The sequence below is a fragment of the Bifidobacterium aquikefiri genome (assembly GCF_002259795.1).
GTDB classification, from domain to species: Bacteria; Actinomycetota; Actinomycetes; order Actinomycetales; family Bifidobacteriaceae; genus Bombiscardovia; species Bombiscardovia aquikefiri.
This window is the reverse complement of the sequence record NZ_MWXA01000008.1, coordinates 1-17,121: the sequence shown is the minus strand read 5'-3', so window position 1 is coordinate 17,121 and position 17,121 is coordinate 1. Positions and strand designations below refer to the sequence as shown.

The 17,121-nt window shown below is 53.2% G+C and carries 16 protein-coding genes, 1 tRNA gene and 1 riboswitch; of the genes, 15 read left to right on the top strand and 2 right to left on the bottom strand.

Annotated features, from left to right (window positions below; translation table 11 throughout):
- Positions 1-78 precede the first annotated feature (78 nt).
- From BAQU_RS08175 to tenA, 5 genes are all read left to right on the top strand, one after another.
- Positions 79-1,146, top strand: a complete 1,068-nt coding sequence (locus BAQU_RS08175) for an NAD kinase (RefSeq protein ID WP_094694577.1) — start codon at positions 79-81, stop codon at positions 1,144-1,146.
- A complete protein-coding gene (gene recN, locus BAQU_RS08170) occupies positions 1,139-2,959 on the top strand; it encodes a DNA repair protein RecN (protein ID WP_094694575.1) in 1,821 nt (606 codons plus the stop codon). The genes BAQU_RS08175 and recN overlap by 8 nt, the downstream gene beginning before the upstream one ends.
- A 63-nt stretch (positions 2,960-3,022) precedes the next feature.
- Positions 3,023-3,123: riboswitch (TPP riboswitch) on the top strand.
- Positions 3,113-4,057: a bifunctional hydroxymethylpyrimidine kinase/phosphomethylpyrimidine kinase gene (thiD, locus tag BAQU_RS08165; protein ID WP_211277148.1), complete on the top strand. Its 945-nt coding sequence runs from the start codon at positions 3,113-3,115 to the stop codon at positions 4,055-4,057. (Overlaps the previous riboswitch by 11 nt.)
- Positions 4,058-4,060: 3 nt before the next feature.
- Complete coding sequence (locus BAQU_RS08160; protein WP_094694573.1) at positions 4,061-4,732, top strand: HAD family hydrolase; 672 nt, start codon at positions 4,061-4,063, stop codon at positions 4,730-4,732.
- Positions 4,733-4,755: 23 nt separating this feature from the next.
- Entirely contained in the window at positions 4,756-5,580 is an 825-nt protein-coding gene (gene tenA, locus BAQU_RS08155) for a thiaminase II (protein ID WP_244568491.1), read from the top strand.
- 161 nt (positions 5,581-5,741) lie between these two features.
- On the opposite strand, the gene thrC is transcribed toward tenA, so the two are convergent.
- Complete coding sequence (gene thrC, locus BAQU_RS08150; protein ID WP_094694571.1) at positions 5,742-7,292, bottom strand: threonine synthase; 1,551 nt, start codon at positions 7,290-7,292, stop codon at positions 5,742-5,744.
- 204 nt (positions 7,293-7,496) lie between these two features.
- Between thrC and glyA the strand changes: the two genes are divergently transcribed.
- From glyA to BAQU_RS08100, 10 genes are all read left to right on the top strand, one after another.
- Positions 7,497-8,804: a serine hydroxymethyltransferase gene (glyA, locus tag BAQU_RS08145; RefSeq protein ID WP_094694569.1), complete on the top strand. Its 1,308-nt coding sequence runs from the start codon at positions 7,497-7,499 to the stop codon at positions 8,802-8,804.
- A gap of 132 nt (positions 8,805-8,936) precedes the next feature.
- The gene (locus tag BAQU_RS08140; protein WP_094694567.1) at positions 8,937-10,307 is read left to right on the top strand and encodes a glutamate-5-semialdehyde dehydrogenase; all 1,371 of its coding nucleotides are present in this window, start codon (positions 8,937-8,939) and stop codon (positions 10,305-10,307) included.
- Positions 10,304-10,867 (top strand): phosphoribosylglycinamide synthetase, encoded by a 564-nt coding sequence (locus BAQU_RS08135; RefSeq protein ID WP_094694565.1) that lies wholly within the window; start codon positions 10,304-10,306, stop codon positions 10,865-10,867. The genes BAQU_RS08140 and BAQU_RS08135 overlap by 4 nt, the downstream gene beginning before the upstream one ends.
- Before the next feature lie 23 nt (positions 10,868-10,890).
- Entirely contained in the window at positions 10,891-11,550 is a 660-nt protein-coding gene (gene nadD, locus BAQU_RS08130; RefSeq protein ID WP_094694563.1) for a nicotinate-nucleotide adenylyltransferase, read from the top strand.
- 100 nt (positions 11,551-11,650) lie between these two features.
- Positions 11,651-12,667: a ribose-phosphate diphosphokinase gene (locus BAQU_RS08125; RefSeq protein ID WP_094694561.1), complete on the top strand. Its 1,017-nt coding sequence runs from the start codon at positions 11,651-11,653 to the stop codon at positions 12,665-12,667.
- 175 nt (positions 12,668-12,842) lie between these two features.
- Positions 12,843-12,913: transfer RNA gene (locus tag BAQU_RS08120), tRNA-Gln, on the top strand.
- Positions 12,914-12,989: 76 nt separating this feature from the next.
- On the top strand, positions 12,990-13,787 hold the full coding sequence (locus BAQU_RS08115; RefSeq protein WP_094694882.1) for an HAD-IIA family hydrolase: 798 nt from the start codon (positions 12,990-12,992) through the stop codon (positions 13,785-13,787).
- A 119-nt stretch (positions 13,788-13,906) separates the two neighbouring features.
- Positions 13,907-15,298 carry a bifunctional UDP-N-acetylglucosamine diphosphorylase/glucosamine-1-phosphate N-acetyltransferase GlmU gene (gene glmU, locus BAQU_RS08110; protein WP_275542242.1) on the top strand — a complete coding sequence of 464 codons (1,392 nt, stop codon included), beginning with the start codon at positions 13,907-13,909 and terminating at the stop codon, positions 15,296-15,298.
- Positions 15,299-15,380: 82 nt separating this feature from the next.
- Positions 15,381-15,818 (top strand): ribosome silencing factor, encoded by a 438-nt coding sequence (gene rsfS, locus BAQU_RS08105; protein WP_094694559.1) that lies wholly within the window; start codon positions 15,381-15,383, stop codon positions 15,816-15,818.
- 1 nt (position 15,819) lies between these two features.
- Entirely contained in the window at positions 15,820-16,542 is a 723-nt protein-coding gene (locus BAQU_RS08100) for a histidine phosphatase family protein (RefSeq protein WP_094694557.1), read from the top strand.
- 166 nt (positions 16,543-16,708) lie between these two features.
- Here the strand turns inward: BAQU_RS08100 and BAQU_RS08095 are convergent.
- The coding region (locus tag BAQU_RS08095; RefSeq protein ID WP_143241984.1) for an IS30 family transposase at positions 16,709-17,121 on the bottom strand (413 nt) is incomplete at its 5' end.

The following is a 17,121-nucleotide window of genomic DNA, read 5'->3' as shown; positions in this document are numbered from 1 at the left end:
GGGTGATATTAGGATTGCTTGCAGAACATGAACGTTGCCGAACGCAGCGCGTACTGCCTGGGGAAGGAACATGGATTTATGGTTCAACGCAAAGCTGTGGTTGTCACCCATCGTCGTATTCGTTCCAGCAGCAATGTGGTGAGCGAAGCCGTGGATCAACTTCAGGCATCAGGTTTCACCGTCAATGTGATAGATAATCTTGAGGTACCCTCGTATGGTTCGCAGCCACGAGTTGTCGATGATGACACGGAGATCGTGGTGGTTCTAGGAGGTGACGGTACCATGCTGGGTGCTGCGGAACTCGTGAAATGCACGAATGTCCCGATAGTCGGCATTAATCTTGGACATGTTGGTTTTCTTGCCGAATTCGAGAGCTTCCAAATGAGCGAGGCAATCGGCAAGATTGCCGACCGTGACTATTCCATCGATGCCCGCATGGTTGCACACATTGACCTGTGGCTTCCCAAATCGAAGGGGCCCATAACCGATTGGGCGCTCAACGACATGACCCTGGAACGCTCTGACCGTGGCAAGATGGTTGAGCTGAGTATTCGGGTCAATGACGTTGAGATGAGTTCCTTTGGCTGTGATGGCGTCATTGTCGCGACACCGACGGGTTCAACGGCATATGCATTCTCTGCTGGAGGACCTATCGTGTGGCCTGATGTTCAGGCATTGCAGATGGTTCCGCTTGCCGCGCATGCGCTATTTGCCCGGCCATTGATCATCGGTTCGAGTTCCACCTTCACCTTCGACATTCTTGATGAGTCCACTTCGGACGGATGGATTTGCTGCGATGGGCGCCGTCAGCGCTGGGTTCCCAAGGGTTCGCGTGTTCTCGTGCGTGAGTCACACGATAGGCTTCGCCTGGCAAGACTCTCTGGAACATCATTCACCAAGCGGCTGGTCACCAAATTCAGTCTGCCAGTTATCGGTTGGAGAGAAAACCGACACTTTAGGGGTCAGTTCGGCAATATGAGCTATGCGCAATCACGCCGGACCGGGGGGAGTGATCCAGTGCTCGGATCCGACAACGATGCTGTCCCATCGCAGCCAGTCGGCAACAACGACGAACCGGATTCGTCTTCTTCCGCTCCGCACAGCATGGCGGCATATGATGCTCCGAATGGAGACCGAGATGCTTGAGGAACTCGAAATTCGTAATCTCGGACCCATTCGGCATGCGAATCTTGGTTTTGGCACAGGGATGACTGCCATCACGGGGGAGACTGGGGCTGGAAAGTCCATGCTTCTTGATGCCATACGGCTGATTTCTGGAGCCAGTGTTCAGACAGGCCGCACTGACACTGCGAGTGCGGACATATGGGCACAGGGAATATTTCATGTGGAGCAAGATTGCACCGCCTCATCCATTGCCCAAAGCGCGGGTGTGGAACTGGAAGATGGAGAGCTGTTTCTGACACGTTCCTTGCCCTCTCACAAGCGTTCCCGCGCGATACTCAACGGGCATACCGTGCCGCGTTCCCTGCTCCACGATGTTGGTTCTGAATTGGTCACCATTCATGGGCAGGCCGATCAGATGAGACTGGCATCCAGTGCCAGACAACGAGACATGCTTGACAGATATGCGCATAATGAGCAGATTCGCGGGGAATACGCCGCACGCTGGCGTGCACTGCAGCAATTGGATGAGCGTCTCAACACCTTGAATCGTCAACAGAGTTCGGCTCAGGATCGCGCGGACTATCTTCGAGCTTCGATTGCGGCGATCGATGATGCTTCACCTCATACAGGTGAGCTGGAGGAATTGAAATCACGGCGAGAACGCATCGAAAATTTGGCAGCCATCACTCAAGGTGTGAATAAGGCCTTGGCAGCACTTGATGCTTCACAGATCGATGTGGAAGAGGATCAATCCGACGCAGTCACCAAGATCCATGATGCCGTTCGAGCGTTGGAGGATATAGGCGTTCCCGCAGTCTTTGGTGAGAGCATCACACGGTTGGAGTCGGTTGATGAGGAACTTGCTGACATCGTATTCTCTCTCGCGGGTCAGCTTGACAGTAATGACGAGGATGGCGATCTGGATGTCATCAATGGGCGAATCCACACCTTGAACGGTCTCGTTCAACGATGGGGTCCTGATGTCGAGCATGTGTTGCAATGGAGGGATAAGGCGCAGCTTGAACTCGAGGATGTGGAAGCATCGCCCGAGCATGTGGCAGCGCTGAGACTTCAGCGTATCGAGTTGCTTCATGAAGTTGGCGAGAGTGCTGTGCGACTTTCGAAGTCACGGTCGAGCGCAGCGAAGAAGCTTGGCGCCCAGGTCAGTTCGGAGTTGGATTCCCTGGCGATGCAAGGGTCTTGTCTCGATGTTCAGGTGACTTCACGATTTGATGCCTCCACTGTTGCTTCGCTTGAGTCTGCTCGTTCCGATACCGCTGATGGTGCGTCATCGCAGATTGATGTGGATGAGCGGTTGCTGGATTCACATGGTTGCGATGACATTGAGTTCCTGTTTACACCTTTTCCCGGCTCTGCGCGATTGCCTATGGGCAAGAGTGCATCAGGTGGTGAACTGAGCCGTCTGATGCTTGCCTTGGAATTATCCATGGCAGAGAGAGAAGCCGGTCACGATACTTCAGCTTCGGCAGTGGAACAGGGCATGGTCTTCATTTTTGACGAAGTCGATGCTGGGGTCGGCGGCAAGGCTGCGGTCGAGCTCGGCAGACGACTGGCCATACTCTCCCGCAATGCTCAGGTGATTGTGGTCACGCATCTTGCACAAGTAGCCTCATGGGCACAGACTCAATTTACAGTCAGCAAGCGGACCGTTGAATCTGCATCGGATGGAGCAGGGGGAAGCCATATCGAAACTGTGGTGAACAGGGTAGAAGGCGACTCGCGACAGCATGAAATTGCAAGGATGCTGGCTGGCAGTGAGTCGGCTACTTCGTTGCGCCATGCTCATGAGCTGCTCAATGCGAGCCGGATGTAGTGCACTTCGTTCCTTACCTAAAATCCTGACAGTTGTCGGTGTCGCGAGTTAGCTTCGACATGTTGTCAGTTACAGGGGAACTCGTTGAGAGTTGAGATAGGCATATGCCTGACCCTTAGAACCTGTTGGTTAATACCAGCGTAGGGAGGAACAATGGTGAATAACACTGCAGAACATATAATCACAAAAAGCCCAGCGACAAATCATGGCGATCCGGTCGATATTGCCGCAGACATCAAGAATTCTGGTGTGTATGAGGGAACCAGGCTGATTCCTGTGCTTACGATCGCAGGTTCAGATTGCTCGGGTGGAGCAGGAGTTCAGGCAGACCTCAAGACGATGAGCGCCAACGGGGTATTCGCAGAGTCGGTCATCACCTCGGTCGTTGCAGAAAACACCGCTCGTGTCATCAGCGTGCAGAATATCGATGTGAATATCATCAAGGATCAGATCGATGCCGTCTTCGAGGATATTCCTCCCAAGGCGGTCAAGATTGGCATGCTCGGCAGTCCTGAAATCATGCACGCCGTTGCCGAGAAACTCGAACAATACAATCCGGAGCATGTGGTGATTGATCCAGTCATGTATGCCAAGAATGGTGCTGCGCTGATGGATCCGAGCTGCATTGGAACCCTGATCGATATCATCATTCCCCGTGCAGGTGTCCTGACACCTAATATTCCCGAAGCCGAGCGAATCTCAGATATGGAGATCAGGAGCGTTGCTGATCAGCGCAAGGCGGCACAGGTCATACAAAAGATGGGTTGCCTGAGCGTTCTGGTCAAGGGTGGTCATGCTCACGGAGATGCCAGAGATGTCCTCTTCGATGGCGAACAATTCCATGAGTTCACCACATCCCGAATTCCAACAAAGAATACGCATGGTACGGGCTGCACCTATTCCTCTGCCATCGCTTCCCAGCTGGCACTTGGTTATAGAAGAGGCCAGGCCATTGCACGTGCCAAGCGATATGTCACCGTGGCCATACAGCATGCACTCATGCTTGGCAATGGTAACGGACCAACACATCATTTCTGGGACCTCTATGAGCATGGTTTGGATGATTCCGTTGTTGGCAAGAGCCAGGTGGTTCGCTAAACAATGAGCATTTCGTCCACATCGAACGAGGGCAAGGCTGCAATTTTCGATCTTGATGGTACCTTGCTGGATTCCATGCGTGTGTGGGATGTCATGGATGTGAAATTCTTCGCAGGGAGAGGCATCGAATGCCCTCAGGATTTTTCCAAATCCGTTGCGTCCATGCAGTTTCATGAAATCGCAGTGTACGTCAAGCAGCGTTTTCACTTCTCCGATACTCCCGAAGAGTTGATGGCCATATGGAATCGTATGGCTGCGTATGAATACGCCCATAATGTGGTGCCAAAGCCACATGCTGTAGCGTATGTTCGTCATCTGCACGAGACAGGTGCGAAACTTGCGATTGCAACAACCTTGCCTCCGACACTGCGAGAACCAGCCATGAAGCATGCGGGTCTTGCACCCTATGTTCATACGGTCTGCAGCACGGGTGACGGGAACTGCCGGGGGAAGGAATACCCCGATATCTACCTCTATGCGGCTCGTCTTCTTGGAGTCAGACCTGAATCATGCACTGTCTTTGAAGACCTGCTCACTGCCGTTCACTCCGCGCAATCAGCGGGGATGCAGACGTGGGCCATGTACGACGCCTCATCAGAAAAGGATTGGGCAGCAATTCAGCTGATTGCCGACGGCACGCTGAACGATTTTTCCGATGCACCAAGCATCTTGTAATTCAATAGAACTTAAGGATTTTCATGTCACACATAATATTACAGAACGAAGTACCATCAACGGCTCTGCCAGCATTGCACACGCAAGCCAATGCAGATACAGCATCGATTGCTCAGTTTCGGCCTTTTTTGGAAAAGCCGAATGCGGATTTCGCCGATTTCAGAACGCCCCTGAGAAACTTGCCTGATTCACCGATTGCCAGACGGTTCTACAATGCCGCCAGGCAGGTCTGGGAAGAGGGATACAAGCAACCCTTTATCCGTGATCTGGAGGCAGGTTCACTCACGCGTGCACGCTTTACCTTCTATATGCTTCAGGATTACCTGTATCTCACCGATTATGCCAAGGTACATGCGCTCATTATGGCCAAGGCGCAGGATGACAATATCGTCGAACACATGGTAGAGATTCAGGCTGCGATTGCCAAGGAGCGCAGTTCCGTGCATGAGGTGTATGTCAAGGAATATGGCATCACCATGGACGAGATATTGCATGCCAAGCAATCTGCCTTCGCACGGGCATACACTTCGAACATTCTTTCGATTGCATTTTCCAGACCAGTGCTGGACATACTTGTTGCAGTGTTACCCTGCGCATGGGTGTATGCGGATTACGGTAGGCGTCTCTCGCTCGAAGCTGGGGATAATCTTGCGTCAAATCCGTACAGGACATGGGTAGATATCTATGCATCGGATGATTTTTGGCAGGGCGCTGTGTGGCTGATCAATACGATCGACAAGTTGGCCATGAATATCAGTGAATCAGAGATGGATGGGCTCGTTGACATATTCGTTACCGGCGTTGAACACGAATATATGTTCTGGAGCAGTGCATACGACATGAGTTGACGTGGAAACCTGGCTGGCAGCGCCATTAAACACCCAAGGATCTTGTGTTCCATGTTCATTGTGAACTTGTCGAAGTATAAATGGGAATTTTGCCCGATTTTTCAGAGGAATCAAGCGCAAAAACACTGTTTATACTTCGACAAGTTCACAATGAACGGCAATCATTCATGATTTGCCCATGTTGAGGCTTTTCGCACATAGTTTTTCATGTCTGCGATTGCAATAACGTCCTTGAAACGAACGGGAGCCGTCTCAAGGAAGCGTAGCTGGCTCGGGGGTGTGATACCTGTGGCATCAGCGACGGCATCCATGCATTGGAAGTCGTTGTCTGGGAGTTTGAGGTTGAGCGATTCGCCGACCACTCGCGGGAATTTGTATGGACTTGCCGTGGAAAGAAGGATTCTCGGTGTGAGTGGATCGGCCTCCATATCGTTCAAGACATGATAGCCACATGCGGTATGGGGATCAATAAGATAATGGTGTTGTTCCCAGCAATCGTGAATCGCTGATTTCACCTGATCCTCGCTGGTCCATCCGCAAGAGAAGATCTGCGAAATCTTGTTCTTGAGTGTTTCGGGAATTTCGAAGCGTCCAGTCTCCTTCAGATCCGTCATGAGAGACGAAATCAGTTCCGTATCGCCGTCAGACAAATAATAGAGCATGCGCTCAAGATTCGACGATATGAGAATATCCATGCTGGGCGAGTTGGTGGTAAAGAACGGACGATTGCGGTCATAGATGCCTGTGGTGAGGAAATCACAGAGAACATTATTGGTATCGCTTGCAACGATAAGCTTTGCAACGGGCAAACCCATGCGCATCGCGTAATATCCGGCGAGCACATCGCCGAAGTTTCCCGTTGGCACGCAGAATTCGACTTCGTCGCCAACATTGATCACCTGATCGGTCAACAAGCGAGAATACGCGACGAAGTAATAGACAACCTGAGGGAATAGTCTGCCGATGTTGATGGAATTGGCAGACGAAAGTATCGTCTTCGAATCGGTATAGAGATCCGTTGCCATGTCAGAATCCGCGAAGATGTCTTTGACGGCACTCTGGGCATCGTCGAAATTGCCTTTCACGGCGCATACCGCAACATTGCTGCCCAGCTGGGTGGTCATCTGCAATTGCTGAATCGGACTGACCTGGCCTTGAGGGTAGAACACCGTGATTGCCGTATCGGGAGCATCGGAGAATCCTGCAAGTGCTGCCTTGCCTGTATCTCCCGACGTTGCCGTCAGAATCATGATGCGTTCCTTTGCAGGAGTGGTACGCGCATCATTGGATTGATCGGATGTGCTCTGATCCGCTGCAGTCGGGGAGGGCTCTGCGATGGTCTTTGCCATCAGTCGGGGCAGCATCTGAAGGGCAATATCCTTGAAGGCGCTCGTTGGCCCGTGGAAGAGTTCGAGCACAAAGTCATCGGCAACCGGACGCAGCGGTGTGATTCCCGAGTCACTCCATTTCGGACCATAGGCACCGCCTATGCATTCGGCGAGTTCAGTCTGCGTAAAGTCGGGAAGCAGCGCAGCAAGGACAATACGGGCGATGTCCTGATAGGACTTGTCGGTTATGGCATCCAGATCAATCTGCACATCGCCGAGCGAGTCGGAAACAAACAGCCCACCATCATTGGCAATGCCTTTGCGTATTGCCTGCTTGGCGGTGAGCTGGTCAGCGTTGCTTCGCGTGCTATGAAATGTGTTCACGGTCGAATCCTCAACAATCCTGATTAATCTTGGCCTGATAATCCAAACAGCTCCAGTCTAACGGCCTCTCTGGGCAAATTTCGGTCATTTTCCGTTCTGTTTCTTCTCGTGACACGTTCTGGCGCTAGACTGACCACATCACCTCGGTTGCAAACCCGAAGAGCCTGCAACCGACAACATCTCTTCTGTTCAAGGAGGACACCTATGGTGCAAGCAGTCCAGGCGCAAACTTCAACTGATATCTTCAATGCTCCAATATCGCAAAGTGATCCTGAGGTCGCAGAGATTCTGGACTCGGAACTTCATCGCCAGCAGCGAGGACTGGAGATGATAGCCTCGGAGAACTTCGTCCCCAAAGCCGTTCTGCAGGCTCAAGGTTCGGTACTGACGAACAAATATGCCGAAGGATATCCGGGACGTCGCTATTATGGCGGATGCGAAGAAGTGGATAAGGTCGAGACGCTTGCAAGGGAACGTGCCAAGGAACTCTTCCATGCCGAGTTTGCCAACGTCCAGCCACACTCAGGAGCTCAGGCCAATGCCGCCGTATATCAGACCTTGGTAAAGCCGGGAGACACGATTCTCGGTCTTGCGCTCTCCCACGGCGGTCACTTGACGCACGGCATGAAAATCAATTTTTCCGGACGCTTTTATCATGCCGAATCATATGGCGTGAATCCAGATACCTTCCTGATTGATCCCGAAATCATTCGCCAGCGCGCCCTTGAAACGCATCCAGCGATGATTATCGGTGGATGGAGTGCATATCCGCGCATCGAGGACTTCAAGGCGATGAAGGAGATCGCCGATGAGGTTGGCGCAAAATTCTGGGTTGACATGGCTCACTTTGCAGGTCTGGTCGCCACAGGATTGCATCCCAGCCCAATTCCCTATGCCGATGTCGTGTCATCCACAGCTCACAAGACACTGGGCGGACCGCGCGCTGGCTTTATTCTCGCCAAGAAGGAATACGCGAAGAAGATCAACTCAGCGGTGTTCCCCGGAGAGCAGGGCGGTCCCTTGATGCATGTCGTAGCCGCAAAGGCCGTGGCATTCAAGGTTGCAGGATCACCTGCATTCAGGAATCGCATGGAGCGCACCCTGGAGGGCGCACGCATTCTTGCCGACAGACTTATGGCAAAGGATGTTGCTGACAATGGCATCACCGTGCTGACTGGCGGCACCGATGTGCATCTGGTCATGGTCGATCTGCGACACAGTGACATGGATGGCAAGCAGGGCGAGGATCTGCTCGCCAAGGTCGGCATCACCATCAACCGCAATACGGTTCCGTTCGACCCCCGTCCGGCTTCAATTGCATCCGGCTTGCGTATCGGCACTTCCGCACTTGCCACTCGAGGCTTCTCCACTGCGCAATACGAAGAGGTTGCCGACATTATCGGCACGGCGCTCGCTCAGGGCTCATCTGCAGATGTAGACACCTTGAAGGCTCGCGTAGACAAGCTGGTCGATGACTTCCCGCTCTATCCAGGACTGGATCAGATCGACTAGTCATAACTTCGCATACAATCGGTTGATAACGTGGGCGCGGATTCGTGGCCCACGTCCACCGACGACGTAATGGCTGCGAAGTACCGGGCATGAGTCGTAGAATCGAGAATCATCAAGGGAAGGACAAGGCTCATGTCAACAGTGATTTCCTTATCGTCATCGCAATCCTCGGATTCCGCTCATTTGGCGAAGGCGGACGCATCGGTGCCGTTCGCTCGAGCTCTTGAACAGGTATGTGCAATGGCGACGAAGGCCCGCAAGGCCCAGGCACAGCTTGCACAGGCAAACAGTCAGCGCAAGAATCTGCTGTTGAATGCGATTGCCGATGCATTGGTCGAGCACGCCGATGACATTGCCGCTGCCAACGAGTTGGATATGCAGGCGGCATTTGACAGCGGAATGTCGAAAGGTCTTCTGGATCGCTTGCATTTCACCGTTGAACGCATCGTCGCCACGGCTGATGGAGTGCGCAACGTTGCTGGGCTTCCTGATCCGGTTGGTGAGATGGTGCGGGGCAACAATCTGCCGAACGGTCTTAGGCTCACCCAGGTTCGCGTCCCGCTTGGGGTGGTGGGCATGATTTATGAGGCTCGCCCCAATGTGACGATAGATGTGGCATCCCTGACCTTGAAATCGGGCAATGCCGTGCTGCTCCGTGGTGGTCATGCCGCTCAGGAAACCAATAAGGCAATCTTGCGAGTCATTGCACAGACGCTCACCGATCAAGGTTTTTCCAGTGACCTGGTGACATCGGTGGACGAATTCGGACGGGCAGGGGCCGATGCGCTCATGCAGGCTCGCGGATACATTGATTTGCTGGTACCTCGTGGAGGTGCTGGCCTGATTCGTTCGGTCGTTGAGAATTCCAAGGTGCCGGTCATTGAAACTGGAGCGGGCAACGTTCATATTTATGTGGACTCTGCCGCGGATCTGGAAAAGGCTGTTCCCATCATCATCAACGCGAAGACACAGCGTGTCGGTGTCTGCAACGCGGCAGAGAAACTGCTTGTCCACAAGAGTGTTTCCAGGCAATTCCTTCCAGTGATCGCTCGCGCCTTGTCGTCATATCAGGTTGAACTCCATGCAGATGCGATTTCCAGGGACATCATCGATGGCGCGGATGGCATCGAGGCTATTGAGGGCCTGCAATTACGGGCTGCTGAGCCTGAAGATTGGGGCACGGAATATCTTGCGCTCAAGATGGGAATCAAAACGGTTGATTCCATGGATGAGGCCATCGAACACATCAACCGGTACTCGACCGGGCATACCGAGGCCATTATTTCGCAGGATTATGCCGCGATCGAGGAGTTCACGAAACGTGTTGATTCTGCGGTGGTTATGGTCAATGCCTCGACTCGATTCACCGACGGGGGCATGTTTGGTCTTGGTGCAGAACTTGGCATTTCCACGCAGAAACTTCATGCGCGAGGTCCCATGGGACTTCAGGAACTGACCACGACCAAATGGATTGGATACGGAATGGGGCAGATACGTCCATGAATGAAGCGGTAGTCAAGCGCATACGCGAAGCATCGCAAGATCCGAAGATCTGGCTTCGTGTGGCGTCGGAACGGTTAAGTTTGACTCGATACGTTTTTCTCGTCCAGATTGAGGATGGCATTGCAACTGCAGCGCAGCGAGCTTCCTTGGAATATGCGGATGCCGTGCTGATCGGTTGGCCAGAGCAAGATGCCGAGGATGTTGTCGATGTCGATGCTCAGCAATTGGCGACCGTGCACGAGCAGGTTGCCAACATGGAGGGGTATATCCCAAGATTCCAGGATATGGAGAGAACGGGCAACGTCGACGGGCTTGCAGACACGCTGATTCGCATCACCGAGCGTGTGGCAGAGGTGAGAAGAATCTATCAGCCTGGCTTCCCTCTGCCGACCTTTGCGGAAATCCGCAGGGTTGTGCAGGAGGAGTGGGATGCGGATATGGATCGGATCGATCCTGACAATTCGGATCCGACCGTTGACGATATCGAACGTATGAAGGTGGAAACGGATCATCGGCACCGCCAGAGCGAAGAGCATGAAGAGCAGGAGAACGAGGCGTGAGCGAGGCTGTTGCAAGACGACATATGGCCACGCTTTCGGCTGAAAGAAACATCGCCCATTCGAGTCGATTGTCTACGCGCGGCAACAGGCATCAGGTGCCGAGAGTAGGCATAATGGGTGGCACTTTCGATCCCATTCACAATGGGCACTTGGTTGCTGCCTCAGAGGTGGCCTGGGTCTATGACTTGGATGAAGTCATCTTTGTACCGACAGGCCGTCCAATCTTCAAGCTAGACAAGGTTGTCACCAACGCGGAGGATCGGTATCTGATGACGGTTATCGCCACAGCTTCCAACCCGAAGTTCACGGTGTCTCGGGTCGATATCGATCGCCCCGGTATCACCTACACCGTTGACACGCTTCGAGATATCAAGGCCGCACGGCCGGATGCGGAGCTGTTCTTCATAACTGGCGCGGATGCTGTTGCCGAGATCATGCGGTGGAAGGATTTTGAACAGATGTGGGATCTGGCCCACTTTGTGGCAGTGTCCCGACCTGGATATTCCTCGACTACGAAGAATCTTGACTTGCCGCCACATACCGTTGACATGCTCGAGATTCCTGCGCTTTCGATATCGTCGACGGATGTGAGAAGACGCTGCGAAAAACAGGAGCCGGTATGGTATCTGGTTCCCGACGGCGTGGTGCAATACATAGGCAAGCACGGCTTGTATCACGGTTAAAGATGCCTTGTGACAGCAGTGTCAACACTGCAAGGATTTCTGTCACAGCGGGCAGTTATTATGTGATGTTGTCCGCTTCAATGACACCAAGTTTGGAGAAATGGTGAGCACAATTCTCGAAGGAAATCCGGATAAGAACCTGATTCTGGTTGCTGGTAGGTCTCATCCTAAGCTAGCTGCAGATGTGGCAGAGCAGTTGGGGATTGAGGTGTTGGAAACAACTGCTTATGACTTCGCCAATGGCGAGATGTACGTTCGTTATACCGAATCGGTTCGCGGTGCCGACGTATTCGTATTGCAGAGTCATACAACACCAATCAACAAGTCCATCATGGAACAGCTCATTATGATTGATGCACTTAAGCGAGCTTCTGCACGTTCCATTACCGCCGTATGCCCATTCCTCGGGTATTCGAGACAGGACAAGAAACATCGTGGCCGTGAACCTATTTCCTGCCGTTTGATGTTCGACTTGCTCAAGACTGCCGGGGCTGACCGCATCATGTCGGTTGATTTGCATGCAGCGCAGTCGCAGGGATTCTTTGACGGTCCCGTTGACCACTTGATCGCCATGCCAGTGCTTGTCGACTACGTCAGGGATCGTCTTGATCTTTCCAATATCAGCGTCGTTTCCCCAGATGCGGGTCGTATTCGCGTTGCAGAGCAGTGGGCACAGCGCCTCGGTGGTGGTCCGCTCGCCTTTATTCACAAGACAAGAGACATCACACGTCCTAATCAGGCCGTTGCCAACCGCGTCGTCGGAGACGTGAAGGGCAAGGACTGTGTGCTTGTCGATGACATGATCGATACCGGCGGCACCATCATTCAGGCAATCAACGTGCTGCACGAGGCTGGAGCGAATTCAATCACCGTGGTGGCAACCCATGGAATTCTCTCTGGACCGGCAGTCGAACGTTTGAAGAACTGCGGGGCTCGCGAGGTCGTTCTGACCGATACCGTTCCGATTCCTGAGGAAAAGCGCTGGGACGGACTCACGGTCCTCTCCATCGCACCGCTTCTGGCGAGTGCGATCAAGGCTGTATTCGATGACGGTTCTGTCGCTGAACTCTTCGATACCTACCCTGAGCACCACGGTCAAGGTTTCCTTTTCGCCTGACTGATTCAGCCTGGCTTTATGCATAAAAATCGTCACTTACCGGTTGCCCGGCAGGTGACGATTGCAGTTTCAGGCGTTATGAAAATTGAGGTAGTGGGAGTTTTCGCCATGCCGTGGACTTTCCAAATCCACGGAACATGGCATAATGTTTTGTTGGCGGAATACGTTCCGCTTTTCCCCCATGGTGTAATGGCAGCACACGGGTCTTTGGAACCTCTAGTCTTGGTTCGAATCCAGGTGGGGGAACGGAGTTGGGCCAACCGGTCGTTATGTGATATTACTGGCGGCCGGCAAGCTTTCCGGTCGGAGGAAAGGATCTGCATTGACGGTTAAAAAAATCGAAACCTGGCTGACCGATATGGACGGCGTTCTTGTCCATGAGAACACTGCTCTTCCAGGTGCAGCAGAATTTATTGATACATTAAAAAGTAATAACCGCCGTTTCTTGGTGCTTACGAATAATCCCATCTACACGCCTCGCGACTTGGCTGCGCGTCTTGAACGCAGTGGCATCGACGTTCCTGAAGAAAACATCTGGACATCGGCGCTGGCAACCGCTGATTTTGTGTCACGCACCATTCCCAATGGTTCGGCATACGTCATCGGTGAGGCCGGACTGACCACCGCTCTGCATGAAGCGGGTTATGTGCTTTCTGACTCCAAGCCAGACTACGTCATTCTTGGCGAAACGAGAACCTACTCATTCGAGGCAATCACCACGGCCATTCGTCTGATTCTTGGAGGCGCGCGATTCCTGTGCACCAATCCTGATCCGACCGGTCCAAGCGAGCATGGTGTTCTACCTGCAGCGGGTTCGGTTGCGGCTTTGGTAACGAAGGCGACTGGTCGAGAGCCATACTTCGTTGGCAAGCCAAATCCCATCATGTTCCGAACCGCTTTGAACCGCGTAGGCGGTCATTCGGAGACGACGGCAATGATCGGTGACCGTATGGCTACCGATGTCATTGCGGGAGTCGAGGCCGGTCTGAATACCTTCCTCGTCCTTTCGGGCATCACGAAGCGCGACGAGGTCGAGACATTCCCATTCCGTCCAGACTGGGTCGTCGACGGCATCAAGGATCTCATCACCGTTGCACAGACAGGTGAGGTTGAGCTTTGAGTCGTGGCGATTTTGCGGGTGGAACAACACATCAAGGCGAGATATTGACGACAGAGAATTCACAACAAACATCGAAATCGCAGCACGATGGGCAACTTCAGCAGCAGGCTGATGAAGGCGTGTCCGCTGCAATCATTCTGGCGGCCGGTGAAGGTACCCGCATGTGTTCCCAGACACCGAAGGTCCTGCATGCGCTGGGTGGCAAGACATTGCTGAACCGCGTCATCTCGTCGGTTCAGCAGCTGAACCCGCAGAGACTTGCAGTCGTGGTGCACCATCAGGCTGAACGTGTGGCCGCAGCTGCGCGATCATACGATGATGCGGTAACCATCATTCGGCAAGATGACATTCCTGGAACAGGACGTGCGGTTCAGTGCGCGATGAAACAGCTGTGTGGCGACGGGCAACAGAACGATAAGCTATCCGGAGCTGTGTTGATTGCTGCTTCGGACATGCCTTTGCTTGACGCTCAGACACTGCAGTCATTGATTCATGCTCATATCGAAAGTGGCAACGGCGCAACCGTGCTGACCGCGATGCTTGATAATCCATACGGTTACGGACGCATCATCCGCGATCAGCAGGGCAATGTGCTTCGTATCGTCGAGCAGAAGGATGCGAACAGCACCGAACTGGCGGTGCACGAGGTGAATACCTCCGTCTATGTCTTTGATGCAGACGTCTTGAGTGCTTCAGTCGAGGGGCTTGACTCCGATAACGCCCAGGGCGAGTTCTACCTCACTGATGCGCTTGAGGAGGCCCGCCGAAGCGGAAGGCATGTTGGAGCATTTGCAGCTCCTGATGCATTGGCTGTAGAGGGTGTGAACGATCGTATACAGTTGGCACACCTTGCGAAGGCCCATAACCGACGCGTGTGTGAAAGCTGGATGCTGAATGGAGTTACGATTCTCGACCCGGAAACCACATGGATTGAGGATGACGTTGAAATCGCTTGCGATGTAACAGTGCTTCCTGGCTGCTTCCTGCAAGGGCATACGGTTATTGCAGAACGGGCTGTGGTTGGCCCGTACACCACCCTGATCGATGCCCGGATTGATGAGGGCGCGACGGTGGAGCGATCGAGAGTGCAGGAATCGCATATCGGTGCAGAGGCAAATATCGGTCCGTGGACGTATATGCGTCCGGGCAATGAGCTGAAGGAACAGACCAAGGCTGGAGCTTTCGTGGAAATGAAGAAGGCTCATATTGACAAGGGTTCGAAGGTTCCCCATCTGAGCTATATCGGCGATGCCCACATTGGTGAGCACAGCAATGTGGGTGGTGGAACGATAACGGCCAATTATGACGGTGTTCACAAGAACCATACTGAAATTGGTTCGAATGTGCACGTGGGTGCCGATAATGTGTTTGTCGCTCCGGTTGAGGTCGGTGATGGTGTCACCACCGGTGCAGGGTCGGTCATTCGTCATCAGGTTGCGGACAATTCCATGGTGTATTCCGAAAATACGCAGCACGAGAAGAAGCATTGGAAGCCTTCCTGGGAGCGCTGAGCGAAAATATAGTATGTACTGGCGAAGACTTGCATATGCGGCATAATGGGTAGGACAAATTGTTAAGAAGAAGGGCGGATTCGTGTCGGCAGTTCAGGACTCAATAGATTGCGTGAAGGTTGCCGCACTCGCGGCCGATGCAATCAAGGCTGAGCATATTGTGGCGTTTGATGTGACCAAGCCACTCGCAATAACCGATATATTCATGATTGCAGTTGGTAACAATGACCGTCAGGTTCTTGCCATTGCAGAGGAGATCGAGAAGCAACTGCATATCCAGAAACAGCGTGATGCGAGATCGCGTGAAGGATTGCAGGAAGCTCAGTGGATATTGCTTGATTATGGCGATTTTGTTATTCATGTGATGAATCGTGAGGCACACGAATATTATGATCTGGAACGGCTCTGGCGTGATTGCCCGGCGATCGAGTTGGATTTGCCAGAGCATACTGCAGATGTCGAAGATGAAGAGTCTGCGTCGCCTAACGTGAATTCGTTGCATCTTTCACGGGAAAACTGAGATGAGCGTCGAAAACCCACATCACCATGCACGCTCAATCACGCTGGTGCGTCATGGAAGAACCTCGTATAACGCTGCACAGCGTTTGCAGGGCCAGATTGACATACCTCTCGATTCGGTGGGTCAATGGCAGGTTCAACAGACCGCCGCGGCATTGGGCGAGCTCTATGTGAACCCGGTGCTTGAACAGGGGCATCAGGTTGTCGTGTCATCGGATTTGGGAAGAGCCATGGCAACCGCTCATGCCTTTGCAGATCCCCTCGGAATCGAGATTCATCCCGATGAACGAGTGCGGGAGCGCAGCTTCGGTGATTGGGAAGGTCTTTCGCTTTCCGAAATGCGCGCGAAGTGGCCTCAGGATTACAAACTGTGGGCGAACTACCAGGGTGGCGAACTCAAGCATGGCGCTGAGCCTAAAGATGAGGTGGGCAAGCGTGGTGCCGCAGCTATCATGGATTGGTCTTCACGGGCTGGTTCCGATACTGACCTCTTCTTTTTCTCGCATGGTGCCTGGATTTCTCAGACCCTGCAGACCTTGCTTGGACTGAACCGCATACATGATGACTTTTCGAGCCTGATTTCCATGCGCAATGCTCATTGGACGCACCTGATTCCGCTCGATATGCCAGATGGATCCTTGCGCTGGCGAATGATTGATTACAATCACGGGCCATCCATCGCAGAGACGGAAAAATGGGAAGACCCTCACATTTCAGGGCACTGACGTTCTTGAAATCCCTCGAATTCGATGTCATTCTTGAAAAAATCGGGGAGTGAATCGTTCATTGTGAACTTGGCGAAGTAGTAATGCTCTAAACAGTTGAATTCTTCACTCTATTTCAGCGATTTATTGGCTGCATACTTCGATGAGTTCACAATGAGCCCGTTGTCTAGATTGAAGTGCAACACTGTGGCTGGTGGGGTAAGTTTAGCAGTTCCTGCTGGTAGGCTTCGGCGGGTGTCTGGTAGCCGAGCAGGCGCATGGGCCGGTTGTTGATCTCGTTGACGATCGCCTGCAGCTCGTCGGCCATGTCCGGGGTGATTCTGCCGCCTTTGGGCAGGTAGCGGCGTAGCATGCCGTTCCTGTTCTCGTTGCTTCCGCGCTGCCAGGAGCTGTACGGGTCGGCGAAGTAGGTCAGCATGCCCAGGGCCTCCACGAGCGTGGAGTGGCCGGCGAACTCGGTGCCGTTGTCGTATGTGACGCTCCGGCGCGCCGGGGCCGGCAGCGGCGAGAATATGCCCAGTTGGGCGACGATGGTGCCGGCCGCGCCCTTGTCGGGGATGATGCGGGCCTTGAGGTATC

Excerpts from the sequence above, each read along its gene's own strand:
- BAQU_RS08135 (WP_094694565.1), top strand. The coding sequence starts at position 10,304 with ATGAATGAAGCGGTAGTCAAGCGCATACGCGAAGCATCGCAAGATCCG.
- BAQU_RS08100 (WP_094694557.1), top strand. The coding sequence starts at position 15,820 with ATGAGCGTCGAAAACCCACATCACCATGCACGCTCAATCACGCTGGTG.
- thiD (WP_211277148.1), top strand. The coding sequence starts at position 3,113 with ATGGTGAATAACACTGCAGAACATATAATCACAAAAAGCCCAGCGACA.
- BAQU_RS08140 (WP_094694567.1), top strand. The coding sequence starts at position 8,937 with ATGTCAACAGTGATTTCCTTATCGTCATCGCAATCCTCGGATTCCGCT.
- BAQU_RS08175 (WP_094694577.1), top strand. The coding sequence starts at position 79 with ATGGTTCAACGCAAAGCTGTGGTTGTCACCCATCGTCGTATTCGTTCC.
- glyA (WP_094694569.1), top strand. The coding sequence starts at position 7,497 with ATGGTGCAAGCAGTCCAGGCGCAAACTTCAACTGATATCTTCAATGCT.
- tenA (WP_244568491.1), top strand. The coding sequence starts at position 4,756 with ATGTCACACATAATATTACAGAACGAAGTACCATCAACGGCTCTGCCA.
- BAQU_RS08160 (WP_094694573.1), top strand. The coding sequence starts at position 4,061 with ATGAGCATTTCGTCCACATCGAACGAGGGCAAGGCTGCAATTTTCGAT.
- recN (WP_094694575.1), top strand. The coding sequence starts at position 1,139 with ATGCTTGAGGAACTCGAAATTCGTAATCTCGGACCCATTCGGCATGCG.
- nadD (WP_094694563.1), top strand. The coding sequence starts at position 10,891 with ATGGCCACGCTTTCGGCTGAAAGAAACATCGCCCATTCGAGTCGATTG.
- BAQU_RS08125 (WP_094694561.1), top strand. The coding sequence starts at position 11,651 with ATGGTGAGCACAATTCTCGAAGGAAATCCGGATAAGAACCTGATTCTG.